General features: G+C 33.1%; 15 protein-coding genes. 4 read left to right on the top strand and 11 right to left on the bottom strand.

The features are described 5' to 3' along the window. Positions 1 to 2 precede the first annotated feature (2 nt). From VB776_RS16100 to VB776_RS16050, 11 genes are read right to left on the bottom strand one after another with little or no spacing between them, the layout of a single operon-like run. Complete coding sequence (locus tag VB776_RS16100) at positions 3 to 1,031, bottom strand: glycosyltransferase family 2 protein (protein WP_323697815.1); 1,029 nt, start codon at positions 1,029 to 1,031, stop codon at positions 3 to 5. Further along, positions 1,028 to 1,849: a phytanoyl-CoA dioxygenase family protein gene (locus VB776_RS16095; protein WP_323697814.1), complete on the bottom strand. Its 822-nt coding sequence runs from the start codon at positions 1,847 to 1,849 to the stop codon at positions 1,028 to 1,030. Before VB776_RS16095 ends, VB776_RS16100 begins: the two co-directional genes overlap by 4 nt. A gap of 12 nt (positions 1,850 to 1,861) precedes the next feature. Continuing rightward, complete coding sequence (locus tag VB776_RS16090; RefSeq protein ID WP_323697813.1) at positions 1,862 to 2,797, bottom strand: glycoside hydrolase family protein; 936 nt, start codon at positions 2,795 to 2,797, stop codon at positions 1,862 to 1,864. A gap of 3 nt (positions 2,798 to 2,800) precedes the next feature. Then, positions 2,801 to 3,460, bottom strand: coding sequence for an acetyltransferase (locus VB776_RS16085; RefSeq protein WP_323697812.1), 660 nt, complete (start codon positions 3,458 to 3,460; stop codon positions 2,801 to 2,803). 55 nt (positions 3,461 to 3,515) lie between these two features. Then, positions 3,516 to 4,217: a WbqC family protein gene (locus VB776_RS16080; protein WP_323697810.1), complete on the bottom strand. Its 702-nt coding sequence runs from the start codon at positions 4,215 to 4,217 to the stop codon at positions 3,516 to 3,518. A gap of 15 nt (positions 4,218 to 4,232) precedes the next feature. After that, complete coding sequence (locus VB776_RS16075; RefSeq protein ID WP_323697808.1) at positions 4,233 to 6,287, bottom strand: glycosyltransferase family 39 protein; 2,055 nt, start codon at positions 6,285 to 6,287, stop codon at positions 4,233 to 4,235. A 5-nt stretch (positions 6,288 to 6,292) separates the two neighbouring features. Next, positions 6,293 to 7,369 carry a DegT/DnrJ/EryC1/StrS family aminotransferase gene (locus VB776_RS16070; RefSeq protein WP_323697806.1) on the bottom strand — a complete coding sequence of 359 codons (1,077 nt, stop codon included), beginning with the start codon at positions 7,367 to 7,369 and terminating at the stop codon, positions 6,293 to 6,295. 42 nt (positions 7,370 to 7,411) lie between these two features. After that, positions 7,412 to 8,668 (bottom strand): ABC transporter ATP-binding protein, encoded by a 1,257-nt coding sequence (locus tag VB776_RS16065; RefSeq protein WP_323697804.1) that lies wholly within the window; start codon positions 8,666 to 8,668, stop codon positions 7,412 to 7,414. 34 nt (positions 8,669 to 8,702) lie between these two features. Beyond that, positions 8,703 to 9,530 carry an ABC transporter permease gene (locus VB776_RS16060; protein WP_323697802.1) on the bottom strand — a complete coding sequence of 276 codons (828 nt, stop codon included), beginning with the start codon at positions 9,528 to 9,530 and terminating at the stop codon, positions 8,703 to 8,705. Between the two features lie 12 nt (positions 9,531 to 9,542). Beyond that, positions 9,543 to 10,631 carry a hypothetical protein gene (locus VB776_RS16055; RefSeq protein ID WP_323697800.1) on the bottom strand — a complete coding sequence of 363 codons (1,089 nt, stop codon included), beginning with the start codon at positions 10,629 to 10,631 and terminating at the stop codon, positions 9,543 to 9,545. Between the two features lie 21 nt (positions 10,632 to 10,652). Continuing rightward, entirely contained in the window at positions 10,653 to 13,184 is a 2,532-nt protein-coding gene (locus VB776_RS16050) for a polysaccharide biosynthesis/export family protein (protein WP_323697798.1), read from the bottom strand. A 346-nt stretch (positions 13,185 to 13,530) separates the two neighbouring features. Between VB776_RS16050 and VB776_RS16045 the strand changes: the two genes are divergently transcribed. The 4 genes from VB776_RS16045 to fabG all read left to right on the top strand — a co-directional run bounded on the left by VB776_RS16045 (position 13,531) and on the right by fabG (position 18,618). Next, positions 13,531 to 15,405, top strand: coding sequence for a DNA topoisomerase IV subunit B (locus tag VB776_RS16045; RefSeq protein WP_323697797.1), 1,875 nt, complete (start codon positions 13,531 to 13,533; stop codon positions 15,403 to 15,405). Positions 15,406 to 15,501: 96 nt separating this feature from the next. Next, positions 15,502 to 16,578, top strand: coding sequence for a chorismate mutase (gene pheA, locus VB776_RS16040; RefSeq protein ID WP_323697796.1), 1,077 nt, complete (start codon positions 15,502 to 15,504; stop codon positions 16,576 to 16,578). Positions 16,579 to 16,812: 234 nt separating this feature from the next. After that, positions 16,813 to 17,748, top strand: coding sequence for an exonuclease domain-containing protein (locus VB776_RS16035; protein WP_323697794.1), 936 nt, complete (start codon positions 16,813 to 16,815; stop codon positions 17,746 to 17,748). A gap of 123 nt (positions 17,749 to 17,871) precedes the next feature. Continuing rightward, positions 17,872 to 18,618 (top strand): 3-oxoacyl-[acyl-carrier-protein] reductase, encoded by a 747-nt coding sequence (gene fabG / locus VB776_RS16030; protein WP_323697792.1) that lies wholly within the window; start codon positions 17,872 to 17,874, stop codon positions 18,616 to 18,618. The last annotated feature ends 21 nt before the right edge of the window (positions 18,619 to 18,639 follow it).

Here is an 18,639-nt window from a genome sequence, read left to right as displayed (position 1 = left end):
CATTATTGAGAGGCTTTTTTACTGAATAAAGTTTCTAATCTCCATTTTACGTTGGCATAAACTTTCATCAAACGTGTTGGAATAATAAAGTCTTGAAAAACAGATTTTAAATGTTTTTTTGAATTGGGCTTTGTTAAGTACAAAGAAATAAAAGCAAAATAAATACTTTGAAAATACTGATTTTTAAGCTTAAAAACATTGGTAAGTAATAAATAATATTCGCCTAAAATGGGTTTTATCAAATGATTGTATTTGAAGTTTAGTTCTTTATCAACATTAGAATACATAAACATTCTGTTTTTAATAAATACTTCATCTAAATTGCTATCAGTGTAGCTCATTCCACTCAAATGCCTTCTATAAACACACATTACGTCAGGAATATAACCAATATAACCTTTGTTTGATAACATTAAATACAAAGGAATATCGCCACTTTTTGATTGCAAAAACCAATCTGGAAACTTTTCGCCAATCAGATTTCTCCTGAACATCACACTGGCAGTTGCCATGAACCAAACTTCTTTTTGGCTAAGAAAATCTTCAGGATAGATTTTTTCTTTTTGATCTGGAGGATTGATATTGGTGTTTGGTCTTCCTGTTCCATCTTCATACGACATAATGGCGTTATGAAAACAGGCAGATGCCTCAGGGTTTTGTTCTAAAAAATCATACTGTATTTGAAGTTTATGATTATTGATTAAATAATCGTCAGCTTCTATATGAACGATGTATTTTCCTTTGCATTGATAAAATGTATTGGTAAAATTCCCTTTCCCGGGACATTTTTTTGAACCTTGGTTTACTTCATATAAAATAGGAACAATTAATTCTGGATATTTATTAGCATATTCAATGACAATGGCACGAGAGTTATCAGGAGAACAGTCTTCGCCGATGACGATTTCAAAATTGAAATTAGTTATTTGACTAACAAGACTATCGAGGCACTCTCTCAGAAATTTTTCGTGATTGTAAACCGTAATAAAAACACTTACTTCAATATTTTCAGCTTGTTTTGTTTCAATCATGATTGAAAATAATTAGTAACATCTTCAAGTTGGGGATAGTTTGGCGTAATTAAATCTGCATTTGGATAATACACATAAGGATGCGGATAGCCACGTTCGATAAACTGATTTTCGGATAAATCATTATATCTAAAATGACATGACCAACGAATACCGTTTTCTGTTGAATTATCGCCAGATTGATGAATTAATAATGAAGAGAAAAATAATACATCTCCTTTGCGTACTTCGATAGGAACAAACTGATTTTTCTGCACTAAATCATCTGGAATAAGCCCAAAAGAATCAACCATTTCGGTAGTTTGTAAACCTAGTTTATGGCTTTCTGGAATTACTTCTAAAGCACCAAGTGATATATCAATATCTGCTAAAGCTACCCAAACAACCATCGAGTTCAATGAGCCTTGCATACTTCTCCAGTCTTGATGAGCGTCAGTTTTCCAGTAAACTTGCTTTTTAGCGAGTTTTTTGGCGTTGAAAAACATAACAGGACGAGTACAAATATTAGGAACTTGAAGACCCAATTTTTGTAGATTACTTATGATACGTTCGTCTAAAGAAAGTCTATGAAGGGAAATTAAATGTTGGATATGTTTTCCACTAGCAATTAATCTATTTGGATGCTCCTCAAAAAGTTGGAACAATAATTTGTTGAAATCCTCGTCCGAGCTAATATTATCAATTGGATAGTTGAGATACCGCATTTGATTTAAAAAAATATTGCTGGCATCTTGTCTGATTTGGTCGATTTCTTCGACTGTGAAGAGTCCTTTAATAAGCTGGTAACCAGTTTTTTTGAAGTTTTCTACATCTATCATTTTTTGATATGTTTATTTTGATACAGCATAACCAAAACCGCTTGCACCAAAGCCATTTCCGTTATAAAACATTATTTTTTCTCCTTGATGATTAATGACCAATGGATACTCAATCATTTGAGCATCCCAACCACTCTCAGAAATATCAATTCCTACTTGGTCGTCTAGTCTTGTCCAATTGATTCCATCCAGAGATTCAGCATAGCCAATTCTATAACTTCTTTCGGTATTAGTTCTATAATCGTCAATTGCTCTATATGAATACCACATTTTGTAAATGCCATCTTCAATCAGTACGGTTGGTCTTGAAATACCGCCCTCAACTTCATCTTTATAGTCAATCGCAATTTTCCCTTGACGAACCCAATTAATTCCATCAATTGATTCTGCATATTTTAGATGATAACAAGGTTCAATTTTGCCATCTGGTGCATTGTACCAATCTGTACAATTTAGATACCACACTTTAAAAAGTCCTTTATCAAATAAAACACAGCAACTTCCATTAAAAAGCGGTTCTGTAGCAATGGTATGAATTACTGGTCCTTCAAACATTTTTGTAAAGTTCAAACCATCAGTACTTTTTGCAATGCCAATCGAATTATGATATGGAATGGTGTTTCTGACCGTCCAACCGATGTAATAAAGCCATTTTTCGCCATTTGGATGATTCAAAAACCATGTAGGCATGATTCCACAATCATCAAAAGTTCCTGCTTTGCCCAAGGCTAAAGTAGGTTTGTCATGAACATAAAGTACTTCTGATAAATTGTTCGGATTTAAGTCCAGAAACGAAGCCATACATCTTCCTTTTTCATCACGTGTAGAATAATGAATACGTAATTTATCCTCGAAACTGGTATCTGCACAAAGCACATGTGCATGTGTTTGATTCCAACCAAATTTACCATCGGGCTTGTAGATGAGACCTTTTTTTATCCAATTCATAAATTATAATTTAATGTCTTTACTTGAAATTTTTGCTTTTTCGGCTGGATTACCTTTATAGATACTCCATTCATCGGATTTTTTACCTGTAAAGTTGGTCCCCATCGCAATGAGAGTTCCTTCTGCTAAATGTACTCCGTCTCTGATTGTTGCATTTACACCTAAAAAACAATAAGGTTCAACAATGCAACGTCCTGAAAGTACAATGTGTGAAGTAAAATATACATGGTCTTTAATGACACTGTGATGACCAATATGATTTCCCGACCAAAGTACTACATCATTGCCAATTGTTACAAAAGGTTGAATAGTATTATCTTCTAAAATAAAACAGTTTTCGCCAATTTTATCAGTTAGAACTGTCGCTTTCGAGCTGATGTATGAAATAAATTCATAACCTTTATCTTTTGCTTCTTGATAGATTTTTGCCCTAATTTGATTCATTTTTCGTTCAGAAAGAGGGGCGAAAAACTTAAATTTAGCGGGTGGGAAGAGCGTAGTTACTTCCTCGAAAGCTACTACTGGAAGACCACAAAAAGTGGATTCTTTGATATATTCTTGATTGACAGTAAAAGCAACAATTTCATGCTCAGAGTCATTTGTTAAGTAATAGTGGGCTAATTCCGCCACTAATTCAGTTCCGAAAACTACTACTTTTGCCATTTTTTAAGGTATTTTTGAGTGGCGAGCCACTGATTTTATCAAAAATGATGATAACCTAAACTAATTCAAAATTATTCAAATACTCTTTGACTTCTGTTTTCGAGCAAAACATTAAAACATCAATAATTGAAAGCCAAGGTACAAACTCATTTTTAAATTGTTTATAAGTACATGCTTTACTTTTAATAAAAAATAATGCCATATCTTGATTTTTGAAAACAGATTTATCGTACAATTCCAAGCCACCAATAGGATTGATGTAAGTTTCAGCTTTTTCCTGCAAACAAATATCAATAATTCTGTCTTGTGCTTTTAGATGAGTGTTGTTATAAATGCTTGAACTGCTTACAATTTCAGTGTTAATATCAAGATATTCGTTGACTAATTTTAAATTTAGTGTAATCACTGCTGAAATAGTAGTCTGATTGATGCTGATTGTTTTTTCAATTATTGGAAGAATCTCCGAGTAAAATGGTGCTTTTTTATAGCTTTGTTCGATGGTTTTTAGAAATTTACTTTTCCAAGAATTATCCCAATTTACTTCAATTTCATTAATTAATTTATTCTGACTCGCTTCTTTCAATGGAATGGTAAAAAGGCTGTCTTTACCATTCACAAGTATTCTATTCCGATTAATCCAACCTTTATTGATATAATTTACATCATCATAAATAATGAATTTATCAACAGCATTAATTAACTGAAAATACCCAATGTATGGGAATATATAAGGTTGCATAATTGCAATTTTCATCATCGAATATTAAAGTAACTAACGTAATTTTCTGAGGTAATAATCTTCGCCTTTTACAATTACATTTTTAGTCATGGTTGTATCTGTTCCTAAACGAATGTCGCCAATTTTGGGTTTAATGACACTTTTAGCAAAAAATAAATAATCAGCTTCTTTTGGAATGGGGCGTAAGCCTTGTTCAAAAGGATTAATGACAATTAATTTTCTTGTGAGTTTATCTCCCCAAAGTGGGTATTCGTAGTCATCGTTTATTGTTGCCACAGCTACTGTAGCATCTTGTGGAACTATATTATTGAAGTTTTCATAAGCCTTGGTTATATCTGGTCTAGCTTCTGTTAATATTTCCATTCTTGTCATATCAAAAGCAGATTTTCTACCATAAGCACTAAATGGTAAACATCTATAATTTAGAAATGTAGATGAAAGAGCAGAAGCGATTCCAACAATTACTACAAAGCCCACATAAGTTTTTAAAAAGATATGCTTTGCTTTTTCAATAGAATATTGCTCTGTAAAAAGCAAAGCAAGAAAAGGCACAGCGAAAATTGCACTGCTTATCATGTATCGTCCTTTCCAAGGGTCGTAAGCTGCTGTGTAACATAAAGCAATAAAATGTAACGTAAAAGCCATGCCCAAATAATAATAAACTGCTTTTGCTCTTATGATTCGGAAAAGCACCATTAATATCAAAGGAAGAATTAAACCAAAACCGAAAATGCCCCAGTAGGGACTCATATTATAAAATTCGAACCTTTTATGATAAGTAAATGGAACGATGGTAAAGTCTTTTTCGGCTTCTAATCGTGTTTTTAAAACGTTTCTTTCAAACCAAATAATTGGTTTTTTCATGGTTTTATTCAACTTTTCACCTGCTTCCCAGTTTCTTAAACCATCTAAATTGATTAAATCAATACTGTATCTTAAAACATTTCGAGAACCTTGTTTGATAAGATTGGCTTTTGAACCTGCTCTATCAACAGATTGATGTTTTAAAGCAGTTGGTGGTCCAATTGGATGATGATATTCTTGAATATTTTCTATGTATCCCGCAGGAAGAGCAAATAACACAAAGCCCAAAATGAAGGCAACAAATAAATGTTTAAAATGTGCAAACGTAAGACGAAGGAAATTACTTTTTTCGTCATCTCTGAAAACAGTATAAAGTAAAATTAAGAAAACTGGTGGAAGAGAAAACACAAATGTTATTTTATGCCCAAGTGCAATTCCGAAACTAAAACCTGCTAAATAAAGGTATCTTCTTTTTTTCTTTTCGTTAAAACTGAATAGAAAGTAAACCAAACAAGCCAAATATGAGGCAAGTACAATATCAGATTCTGTCGTAATTGTTTGTTTTAAAACATCAGGTAGTAATAACACGACTAATGCACAAAAGAAACTAGCTGTTAGGTTTTTGCTGATACTTCTAACAATACCAAAAACGCCAAATCCAATTATCCAATAAGCAGTATGATGAATGGCTTTAAACCAATTTTCAACTTTTCCTGACATCAAATAAGTATAAATTTGAATTGTACAGGCACTTCTTGGATAGCTGTCGATGTTCCAGTTTGTTCCACCGAAATGCGACATTGTATTGTGTTGGAGGTAATACAGAAGTCTATTTAAGTGTCCTGTCATACTATCCCATTCATTAGGAGGAGTATAGCAAATTAAAATAAAGTTGGTGATTTCAATAATGCCAAGACTAATGAAAAGCCCAGCGAAGATACATTTTAAGAATAGCGAAAGATTACCAAACCAATTCCAAACTGCCTGAATTTGACTACCAATCATTTGAAAGACAGTAAAGTTTTCATTTCTATCTTTCCCGAAAAATTTTGTGAATTGAATATAGAAAATAAAAGCAGGAATAAATACTCCGATTGCCCAAAACCTTCTATCATTCATTTTATGAATTTCAGAAAGCGTAAAGCCTGTTAGAATAACACTTCCACAGAAAACGATGTAGGCAATAATGATGAGATCAATTAATGATTTCTGACAAACTCTTGCCGATACTCTAAATACAAAACCAATGAAAATGGCAAATATGATAGGATACAAGAAAGTCATATTCTTTATGAAATAGTGTTATTAATTATCGTACTAATTCTTTCAACATCAGTATGGGCTAAATCATAATAAAGAGGCAAAGCCAATGCTCTTGGAGCGACATCATCAGCAATTGGACAATTACTTTGTGCTGTTACAAACTTCAAAGTATTTAATGAAGGGTAGAAGTATCGTCGAGGAAAGATGTTTTCAGCTTCTAATGCTGTTCTTACTTTTAACAAAACTTCTTCAGATTCAAAGAAAACAGGATAATACGCATGATTAGTTTCTATGGGAAGTTTCACTTTAGGCTTTGTCAATTTTTCCCAGTTCAAAAGTTTATCGTACAAAGCAAAAATGTTTTTTCGGGCTTCGATAATTTCTTTTACTTTAGGTAACACACACAAACCCATTGCAGCATGAAATTCTGAATTTTTGCCATTGATACCGATGGTATAATAGTTGTCGCTTTTATGTCCAAAGCTTCTGTAGCTATCAATCAAATACGCTAATTGGTCATCATCTGTAAAAATAGCTCCGCCTTCGGTAGAATGAAATACTTTTGTGGAATGAAAACTGCAAGTACTTATATCCCCAAAATTGAATAAAGAAGTACCATTTACTTTTACGCCAAAAGCATGGGCAGCATCATAAATTAATTTTATGTTGTGTTTTTGGGCAATAGCAGCCAACTTTTCGACCTCACAAGGATTACCATATACGTGAGTCGCTAAAATAGCTTCGGTATTTTCAGTAATTAATTGTTCTACTTTTGAAGGGTCAATACAAAAATCATCAGGTGAAATATCTGCGAAAATAGGCGTACAGTTTTCCCAAACAATAGCATGAGAAGTAGCACAATATGAAAATGGTGTAGTAATTACTTCCTTCGTAATATTTAGTACTTTCAGTGCTATTTGTATTGCAATCGTTCCGTTGCTTACATAAAAGCAATGTTTTACGCCAAGATATTCTTTGAGCTTACTTTCTAATTCCTGAACTAATGGGCCGTTATTAGTTAATTGATTTTTCTGCCAAATACCTTGTACATATTGTTGGTACTCTTCAATGGGAGGTAAATATGTTTTTGTAACGTTTATCATTTGTTGATGTTAAAGGAAAAGATTAATGAAGTTTTATCTTTTCTAGCTAACATTTTCTAGTTCAAGTTGAGTAATGGGAAAGTTGATTTTTGGTCTAATATAACCTGGCCACTTTCCGTACCAAGCTGTTCCTTCACGATAATCTTCAATTTCAAAAACTAATACTTCGCCGAAATTATGAATTACAATTGATTTATCTTGAACAATCATCAACGATATTGAATAAGAACCATCGTTCATAAAATCAGAAGGAATTTCACATTCAGCATAAATTACGCCTTTTCTCAGCTCTAAGGATGGTGTACCAATATTAAAAATACATTCGCCCGTCAGAGAATTTAGATGTAAACTTATATTGGCATTGATGTTATCGACCATGTTCCAAAATTCAATTTGAATCTTGAATGATGTTCTCACATCAATATGTTTTAAATTGCCTTGATAATCGGGAGTAAGTTTTACTTTCTTGAGCCTAACTTTATCGTTTCCTGGAGCTTCTTCTGGTTTTGTCCAACTAGATTCTAAATCTGTTTTTTGAACATGACTTAAATAAGTGGCTAATACTTGGTTGGTTTCACCCATTTCAAGTAGTTTACCTTTTTGCATGTACATAGATTTATTGCAAAGTCCTTGTACGGCAGTAAGATTATGGCTTACAAAAAGAATTGTTCTTCCAGAACTAGAAGCATCTTTCATTTTGCCTAAACATTTTCTTTGAAATTCAGCATCGCCTACTGCTAATACTTCATCCACAATCAAAATTTCAGGTTCGAGATGGGCAGAAATAGCAAAACCAAGACGAACATACATTCCAGAAGAGTATCTTTTTACTGGAGTATCCAAGAATTTTTCTACACCTGCAAAATCCACAATGGCATCAAAATGTTTTTTGATTTCTTCACGCTTCATTCCTAATATTGAACCATTCAAATAGATATTCTCACGACCAGAAAGCTCTGGATGAAATCCAGTTCCAACTTCAAGCAAACTGGCTACTCTACCTTTAATTTTGATTTTCCCTTCGGTAGGTTCTGTAATTCTACTCAAGATTTTTAACATTGTTGATTTACCAGCTCCGTTAGAACCAATAATACCAACCCTGTCTCCTTGATCAATTTTAAAACTAACATTCTTCAAAGCCCAGAATTCTTCGTGACTTATTTGTTCTTCAGTTTTTTTATTGAATATGTTTTTTAACTTATCTGTAACTACCTCTCTAAGCGTATTGGCTTTCGCATTACTTTTGATGTGGTCGATAATGTATTTTTTACTTATATTTTCAGCTTCAATTACTGTCATTTTCAAAGGGTTTTTCTACATTATGCAAATAATGTTAAATGTAATCCACAAAAGAATTCTCTTTTTTACGGAAAAAAATGATTGCCAGCGTAGTGGTTATGGTTACAAATATGATGGTTGGGATAAAACTATTCCATTCAAAATCTGTATAATTTGGAATTAAACACCACCTAAAACCTTCTATAATTCCTGCTAATGGATTTAACCATTGATAGATTGGATACCAAGAGAAATCTTTCAATGATGATATTGGATAAGCCACTGGACAAACAAAAAAACCATATTGAACTACCAATGGAACGATTTGCTGGAAATCTCTAAATTGAACATTTAAAGAGGCAAAAATTACACCTAAACTAAATGAAGCAAAAAATGCTAAAAATAGAAATACTGGAACAAATAGAATATTAAGTGTTGGTGTATAACCTTTGTAAATTAGAAAAGGAATCATTACTACAAAACCAACAATAAAATCAAGTAAAGGTACTGCTACCGCACTCAAAGGCATCAATAATCTTGGGAAATAAACTTTTGATACCAAATTAGCATTTCCAGTAATACTGTTGCTTACTTGTTGGAATGACATGGCAAAGAAATTCCAAAAAATAACACCAGTAAAAATAATGATTTGTAATGGTATTGTTGAATGGCTTTCTATTTTGGCTACTTTATCAAAAGCAAAGACAAATACTAATACTGTAAGTACTGGACGAAAAATAGCCCAAGCAACTCCTACAAATGTTTGTTTATACTTTACGGTAATATCTCGAATTGCCAAAATGTAAAGTAATTCTCTAAACCTCCACAAATCTTGCCAATAATATTTTTCTGACCTACCTGACTCGATAACTGTTTCTTGCATATTATTAAATAATTACTCTTCTACTTTATTCTTTACTTTACCCATTGTTTTCGAAAAGACAACGTATAAAATCGAAAGCAATAATCCTAAAACGGTTCCAATAATTGTTCCCTTTGTTATTCTGTCGGTCTCCTTCGGAAAAGGTAACTCAGCATCGTCGATAATACTATAGAGTGGAGATTCTTTTACCATCGAGAACTTCATATTGTCTAGGCTTCTTACAGCTTCATAATATAAACTTTGTAATTGCGAGCTGTTTGTAGCCAAACGTTGTTGTTGAACCAATCCTTGTTGAACAATTACTTGTTGGTTTTGGTCAGCAAATTTTGCCGCAGCACCCTGAGTACGATACAATTCTCTTCTTAAAGAATCTACTCTATTCTCAACCAATACAAGTAAATCTTTAGATTTTTTAGTCTTGGTTTCAATATAAAAATCGGTAATAGTTTTAAGATAAAGATATGACCATATATAAGATAATGTGTCGTTTCTTGTAATAACTGTTAAAGTAACAAATGATGCTTTTTTACTTTCATTCGCAATATCAGTTAGTGGCATTAAAAAGTTTTGAATATTTCTTAACTGAGCTTTCTCTTTAACAGTACATTCTTTGTAATTACTGTGTTTGAATTGAAAGTTTTGAATCTCTTCATCGTCTTCCATTTCGATTTCACGAATACCACTTTTACGTAAGAAATAGTTGGCAAAAATTTCATCTTTGCCCTTTACTTTCACTTTAGTTAGTAATGCTCGGTTGTAAAGATTTTTAGTTCTAATAAGTTCATTGAAATTCTCTCCAACAAACAAATTAGAAGAAGGAGCAGCTCCTGTATTTACGCCAAAAGCACTTGCCAAGTCTGATAGTCCTCCAGATGGAGAACTACCGCCGTTTTCCATGTTAAATAGAATTTTGGACGTATAAACGGGAGGTTTTCTGGTGATTAATTCCCATGATAAACCACAAGCCATACCTATGAAAGTGGCAATTGTGACAATTTTCCAATTAGCTACAATTAACTGTTTTAATTTTATGACTTTTAAAACTATGTCTTCAAGCGAAAATTGATCTTCTGGTAATGATGTATGTTGTTTTGCTGACATCTTAAATCCTGAATTATAATATTATTTAAAAGTTCTGATAAGTGCAAAAAGAGTAGCAACACTTGTTAAACCCATCGTAAGTGTTTGAATCGTTTGTAATGCTTGTTGCGAAGCACCTTGTCTGACATTCAAGCTTGGTACAACAATTTCTGAACCTGGCTGAACTTTTGGATAGATATTTATCAAACCTAAAAACTTTCTCGTTCTATCTACAGAACCATTTGCATAAATGATATAAGAACGTTTACGTGATGATAATTCTGTAAAACCTCCAGCTTCAGAAATATAATGTTTGAAAGGCAAGCTTTCAACGTATCTCGTTGATGTTGGGTACAAAACTTCTCCTTGCATTCTTACTGTCTGTGGTTCTTTAGGGATTTTGATAATATCTCCATCTTGCAAAAGCATATCTGCTGAAGAGCTTGGGTCTTCTAAGGCTTTCACTAAATCAATTCCAATTGATTCAGATGTTTCTTCTTTTACCGATTTTACTTTAACACTTGCTTCAGTAGTATTGTCAGATAATTCACTCATTTGTTCGCTTTTTCTATCAGCTTCTTGTTTACTTATTTTGAATTTACGAACCAATGTAGCACCTTTTGGATAAGCTTGAGCATTTAATCCTCCAGCACGAGTAATAACTTCAGAAATACGTTCATTTTTTCTTTCTAAGCCATATACGCCAGGGAAAGTAACTTGTCCTTCAATTGAAATAAATTGTTGCTTTTCGTAGTTTGGAGATGAACGAACAAATACTTCATCAAATGGCTCTAAAATAAATTTTGAAGCGCTTGGGTCAATTGATAGATTACTGTTGATAGCAAAATTAAAACGCTCACCGATTGTAGAAGTAATTTGTGCAGGATCATCTTTACCAATATTCTTCTTTCTTCTGATTACCTCGATTCTACCTGTAGCTGCTGATTCTTTTAAACCACCTGCTTTTTCAACTAAATCTTCTACAGTCATATTATGTAAAAATGGGAAAGTGCCTATAGGAGAGTCATTGTTTGGATTTTCACTTGGGGTTTCAGAAACTGCTGTAGATCCTTTTTCAATAGCACTTGTTAAAGGTGCATCTTCTTTTAAGTTAATTTCACCTTGAATACGTACTGTGTATTTTTCCATTAATTCTACTACAGAATAAACCGTAACGATGTCTTCACGATGAAGAGCAATATCTGGGCTTTTGCCTGAAAGAATGTCGTTGTAATTAACAGAGATGTTTTCTTTCGTTAAATTATCACGAAGTCTGACGATAGAAATTCTTCCTAAAAAGGCATCTTCTTTAAAATTGTCAGCTCTTTTAATCAATTTTGTTAGTGTTGGACTATCATTAATTGAAAATTTACCTGGTCTAAATACTGCACCTTCTAAGGTTACGGCATTTTCAATTCTATTCATCAATACTTTTTCAACGGTAATAACATCACCTGCTTTAGGGTAAAATGATGATAGTAAATCATTACTTAAATCAATCAGCTTACTGTCTCTTTCAGTAATACGTTGAACTTTTAGTACTGATTTGTATGCCATTGGAGTAAAGCCATTGGCATATTCATTGATGATTTTCTCTAGACTTTCATTCGCTAAAGTTTCGAAAACAGCAGGTTTTTTAACTTCTCCGATAATTTCTACTCTTGATTTATAAGCACCTACCTGAATAATATCTTGGTCGTGTAAACCAACGTTTTGACGTAAATTACCTGTCGTCAATAAATCATATAAATCTAACTGAGCGATTAATTTTCGGTCTCTAATTACTCTGATTTCACGGAAAGTACCATTTTCATTTGGTCCGCCCGATAAGTACAGAGCGTTCATCACTCTTGATAAAGAAGAAATAGAATAAGTACCTGGTGCTACAACATCACCCAAAACCGATACTCTGATAGTTTTAATACTACCCAAAGAGATTGTTGCAGTTGTGTTAGCCGGGGCGCCACCATAAGGTCTTAATCCTACATAAATTTTAGAAAGTCTGTCTATAATTCTTTTTTTTGCTTCTTCGATAGAAATACCGCTTACAAACACATTGCCTACTTTAGCAATTTTTACATAACCCTCAGGAGTAATTGGAAGTGTATAATGTTCTTCTGAATAACCATTGATGTCAATAACCAACTCATCACCTGCTCCTAAAATATAATTTTTAGGTGTTGGAATGTTCAAAGAGCTTTCAAAAGTGATATTTGGGTTATTAAACATGTTAATACCAAAAATTTTCTTTTTGTAAGCAGCACTAGCAGAATCTGCCGCACTAACAACACTACCAGTAGCTTTTGCTTTTAGAGAATCACTAGAAGATTTTGCATTTGCAGCAGCATTAACTTTTCTAGGGTCAACATTTGGAGATTTCGCTGAAGAAGTCGAAATTTTACTCCCTTGCATTGGAAGTGCTAAATTTTGAAGGTCTCCCAATGTGAAGTTTTGAGCATTACCAGAATTTGATAAAAAAGTGAGACACAGGAAAAGAGCAGAAACAATAAATTTATTTAAGTGTGAAGAAATAAATCGTGTGCCTACTTTGTTAGAGCAATCGTTTGCTTGCATGATTTTGAACATATAAATTGTTGCCTTTGGGTTTAAAAGGATTACTTTTCTGACCAATTGAATCTTATTGACAATAGAAGTTAATTCTAAACAAAGTGCAAAGTAAAACAACTTTTAGTAATTTCTAACGACCTCCTCTAACATTAATTATCTCTTCTAAGATTAAATTATGCTAATTTTATAAATTCTTAATGTTTTTGTAGCTTTGTTTCACTGATAAGCAGAATAGAGGAAACGTACAATTTTTGGTTACTTTGCTCTTTGAAGTTTATTGGTAGTTTTAATTGTTTTTGATAAAAATTGTTTTAACAACAAATTTTAGAAAGTATTAACCCTTGCTTTGAATATGTCAACAAACCCTACTTCTGTACAATACACTGAAGATAATATTCGCTCTCTCGACTGGAAAGAGCATATTCGCCTTCGTCCGGGTATGTATATTGGAAAATTAGGAGACGGTTCCTCTATTGATGATGGTATCTATGTCTTAGTAAAAGAAATCATGGACAACTCTATTGATGAGCACATGATGGGAAATGGAAAAACAATCGAAATTAAAATTAGTGATCATCGTGTTGAAGTACGTGATTATGGTCGTGGTATTCCTTTAGGAAAAGTAATCGACTGTGTTTCTAAAATCAATACAGGTGGTAAATACGATTCTGGAGCTTTCCAAAAATCTGTTGGTTTAAATGGAGTTGGTACTAAAGCTACAAACGCTCTCTCTTCTTACTTCAAAGTACAATCATTCCGTGAAGGGAAAACCAAATGGGCTGAATTTAAACAAGGTGAATTAATTGCTGAATCACCAGACGGAACAGAATCAAATGCTAGAAATGGTACTTATGTGATTTTTGAACCTGATAATACGATTTTCAAAAACTATCATTACATCCCTCAATACTTAGAAAACCTTATTTGGAATTATGCTTATTTGAATGCTGGTTTAACCATCAATTTCAATGGACAGAAATATTATTCTCAAAATGGTTTATTTGATTTATTGAGTAAATATTCTGCCGAAGAAGAACGTCGATACCCAATTATTCATCTAAAAGGTTCGGATATTGAAGTAGCTTTGACGCACGGAAATCAGTACGGAGAAGAATATTACTCTTTTGTAAACGGACAAAATACTACACAAGGGGGAACGCACTTGCAGGCTTTTCGTGAGGCAATCGTTCGTGCTGTTCGTGAGTTTTACAAAAAAGATTATGCCCCCGAAGATATTCGTGCAAGTATCGTTGGTGCAATTGCCATTCGTGTACAAGAGCCTGTTTTTGAATCTCAAACAAAAACAAAATTAGGGTCAAATAACATGTCACCTGATTCAAGTTCACAGTCGGTTAGAAGTTTTGTTGGAGATTTTATCAAAATTAATCTTGATAATTATTTACACAAAAATCCGACGGTTGCCGATGCTATCAAAAAGAGAATCGAACAGTCTGAACGTGAGCGTAAAGACATGGCTGGTATTAAAAAGTTGGCTAACGAACGTGCTAAAAAAGCCAATTTACACAATAAAAAGTTAAGAGATTGTAGAGTTCACTTGACTGATGAAAAAGCTGATAATCGTTATGATTCTATGCTTTTTATCACTGAAGGGGATTCTGCTAGTGGTTCAATTACTAAATCTCGAAATGTACAAAGTCAGGCAGTATTTAGTTTAAGAGGTAAACCTTTAAACTGTTTCGGTCTTACAAAAAAGATTGTGTATGAAAACGAAGAGTTCAATTTACTTCAACATGCTTTGAATATTGAAGAAGGTTTAGAAGGATTGCGTTATCATAAAATTATTATCGCCACTGATGCCGACGTCGATGGAATGCACATTCGTTTGTTGATGATGACTTTCTTTTTACAGTTCTTTCCAGATTTAGTAAGAAATGGACATTTGTACATTTTAGAAACGCCTTTATTTAGAGTAAGAAATAAAAAGGAAACGATTTATTGCTACACTGATGAAGAACGTTTGAATGCCATCGAAAAGCTAAGTCCAAAACCAGAAATTACTCGATTTAAAGGGTTGGGTGAAATTTCGCCTGAAGAATTCGGGAAATTCATCAATGATGATATTCGTTTAGAACCAGTAATTCTCACAAAAGATACGACGATACCTAAAATTTTGACTTACTTCATGGGGAAAAATACGCCTGATCGCCAAAAATTTATTATCGAAAACCTGATTATTGAAAAAGATCCAGCCGAATTAGCGGCTTAAATTAAAATAGGTGAGTGAATTAATGATTGCGTGAATTGTGATTATCTGTTCATTAATTCACTGAATCCTAATATTCTCAATCTAATATTGTCAAAAATGTCTCTCGAAGAATTAAGAAATCAAATTGACTCATTCGACGACCAAATGCTTGAAATTCTCAACAAGCGTATGGATGTTGTAAAACAAGTTGGTGAGTTAAAAAAACAAACGCAAACCGTTATTTATCGTCCTGAACGAGAAAAACAGATTGTTGATAGGCTAGCTGCTGCCAACAATGGATTATTAAATAGAGCTGCTATAGAGGCGATTTATTTAGAAATTTTTGCAGTTTCTCGTAATTTAGAATTACCCGAAAGAATTGCTTATTTAGGTCCAGAAGGTAGTTTTACACATCAAGCCGCTGAAAGTAGATTTGGAGCAATGAGCGACTACTTGGCTTTGCCTAATATTCGTTCTGTTTTTGAAAGTGTAGATACTGGTCGTGCAAGATTTGGTGTTGTACCAATCGAAAACAATTTGGAAGGAATTGTTAAAGAAACAATTGATTTACTCAATGAAACAGATTTGAAAATTGTTTCAGAAGTAGTGATTTCTGTACACTTTACTTTTGCTACTAAAGCTGAAAAATTATCAGATATTAAAAGAATTTATTCAAAAGACATTGCCTTTGGTCAATGCGAACGATTCTTGAATGATTACTTCGGTGGTAAAGAAGACGACTTTTTTGTACAAGTAGATTCAACTTCAAAAGCAGCGAAATTAGCTGGTTTAGAAACTGATTCAGCGGCAATCTGTTCTCATATCGCTGCAAAATTGTTTGATGTACCAATTCTATTTGATAATATTCAAGATTCGGCACAAAATCGTACTCGTTTCTTTATTATTGGTAAAGATTTTATCAACCAGAAAAGTGGAAACGATAAAACGACAATCATTGCCAAATTACCAGAAGATGGAAAACCTGGAACACTTGTTCGTTTCTTACAAGAATTCGAAAGTCAAGGAATTAATCTTTTGAAAATAGAAAGTCGCCCTGTAAAGGAAGGTGAGCAGTTTAATTTCTGGTTTTTGATGGAATTTGATGGTTATTTCTTAGACGAAAGTGTACAGAAAATTATGGCAAAACATGCTTCAGAAATCAAATGGTTAGGAAGTTACGTTAAAACAATTTAGGCTAAAATTATAATTCAATATCCAAAGCGGCGATTCTTAAATGAATTGTCGCTTTTTTTTGTTTTCAAAGATTTTCATTTGAATTTTATTGAAAAACACTCATAAAACTACCGAATAATAAATATTTAGTGATTGAAATGAAGATACTTGTCAAAGTATTTTGTTTTTTTAGGATGAATGCTATTTTTGAAGTTAATACTTGAAAATCATACGCTTATCTTAAACAATATTTCTATGAAAATCCTTGATAAAGTTTTCTCTGTACTAAAAAAAGTAGATAACAAAACACCATTGGCACAACAGGTTTCTGCTACTAAGGTGCCTAAAGTAAAAACAATCTCAGCACCGCACAATTTTGATTTTGATTATGTAGTGTTGGATATTAAAACGGCTAATCTGCAACCTAAAAGTATCTTTTCAGTAGCAATAGTGGCACTAAAAAATGATAAAATTGTAGATAAGAGACATTGGTTTGTTCGCCCTAATCCTTTTAACATTAATCCAATCTATTTTCAAAACTCCAATTTTTCCAGACAAGATTTAGAGGTAGCAAATTCATTTTCAGAAGTCTGGCAAGAACTTTATCCCTACATTATCAATCAAAAGATTGTTGCTCACTTTGCTGATTTTAACATTGGTGCACTTAAATCTGCATTGTGTTCTGCCCAATTACTCGTGCCTACCTTCACTACATTTTGTACTTATCTCAACGCAAAAAAAACTTGGGTTTTTCCAGATTTTCAATTGCACTCGCTCGCCGACTATTTACATCTAAAAGTACGAGGCGGTGAAATGTTAAAAGATGTGGATTTGTGTACTCGTATCTTCTTAAAGTTAAAAAAAGAAAAAGGAGAATTGATATTCAATAACAAAAGCGAGATGCCTAAAGGTAATGTAGTTGCTGTGAACTCAAATTCTTTCTTTGGAAGAAATATCGCCGTTGCAGGAGCATTTCAACATTTTAAACATTACGAAATCAAAGAAAAAATTAGGTCTTTGGGTGGAATCTATGTTAAAAATGTAACCGCCAAAACTAATTATTTGATAGTAGGAGAGATTTCTGCCAATGAAATTTGTCCTAAAAGAATTGATGCTGCTACTTTCAAAGTTAAAATTATCAATGAAGAACAATTCTTAGCACTTTTAGCAAGCCAAAATGATTTTCAATAAGTTTAAACACGGAAGTGTAACTACTGCACTGACTTTATTATATGAAAGATAAGCATATAATTTTGCGGTCTTGGGGCGTTATGTTATTTTTGAACTTTGGAAATAACAATTAATTCAAAATAAATGGCTTTATTACAAAACAAGGTAGTGTTGGTAACGGGTGCTTCAAGAGGTATCGGTCGTGCAATTGCCTTCAAAATGGCTCAAGAAGGGGCAAATGTTGCTTTTACTTATCTTTCATCTGTAGAAAAAGGACAGGCTTTAGAAGCAGAATTGTCTGCTTTAGGAATAAAAGCAATTGGTTATCGTTCGGATGCTTCTGATTATAAGCAAGCTGAAGAATTGATGAATTCCGTTGTTGCTGATTTTGGTGGAATCGATGTGTTGATTAACAATGCAGGTATCACAAAAGACGGCTTATTGATGAGAATGACAGAGGAACAATGGGATGCTGTGATTCAAGTAAACTTGAAATCTGTTTTCAACTTAACAAAAGCTGCTACAAAACCAATGATGAAAGCCAAAGCTGGTTCTATCATCAATCTTACTTCGGTTGTAGGTATTCGTGGAAATGCTGGACAAGCAAATTATGCGGCATCTAAAGCAGGTATTATTGGTTTTACTAAATCAGTTGCTTTAGAATTAGGCTCAAGAAATATTCGTTCAAATGCTATCGCTCCAGGTTTTATTGAAACTGAAATGACTGGCGAATTAAACGCTGCTGCGACTGAAGAATGGAAAAAATCTATTCCATTAAAACGTGGCGGACAACCAGAAGAAGTAGCTGATGCTTGTGTTTTCTTAGCTTCAGATATGTCAAAATATATTACTGGACAAGTATTACAAGTAGATGGCGGAATGCTTACCTAGATATTTAGTGAATGAGTGAGT

This window comes from Arcicella gelida, assembly GCF_034931025.1.
Taxonomy (GTDB): domain Bacteria; phylum Bacteroidota; class Bacteroidia; order Cytophagales; family Spirosomataceae; genus Arcicella; species Arcicella gelida.
Note: the sequence above shows the minus strand (reverse complement) of the source record. Positions and strands in the feature narration are given on the sequence as shown.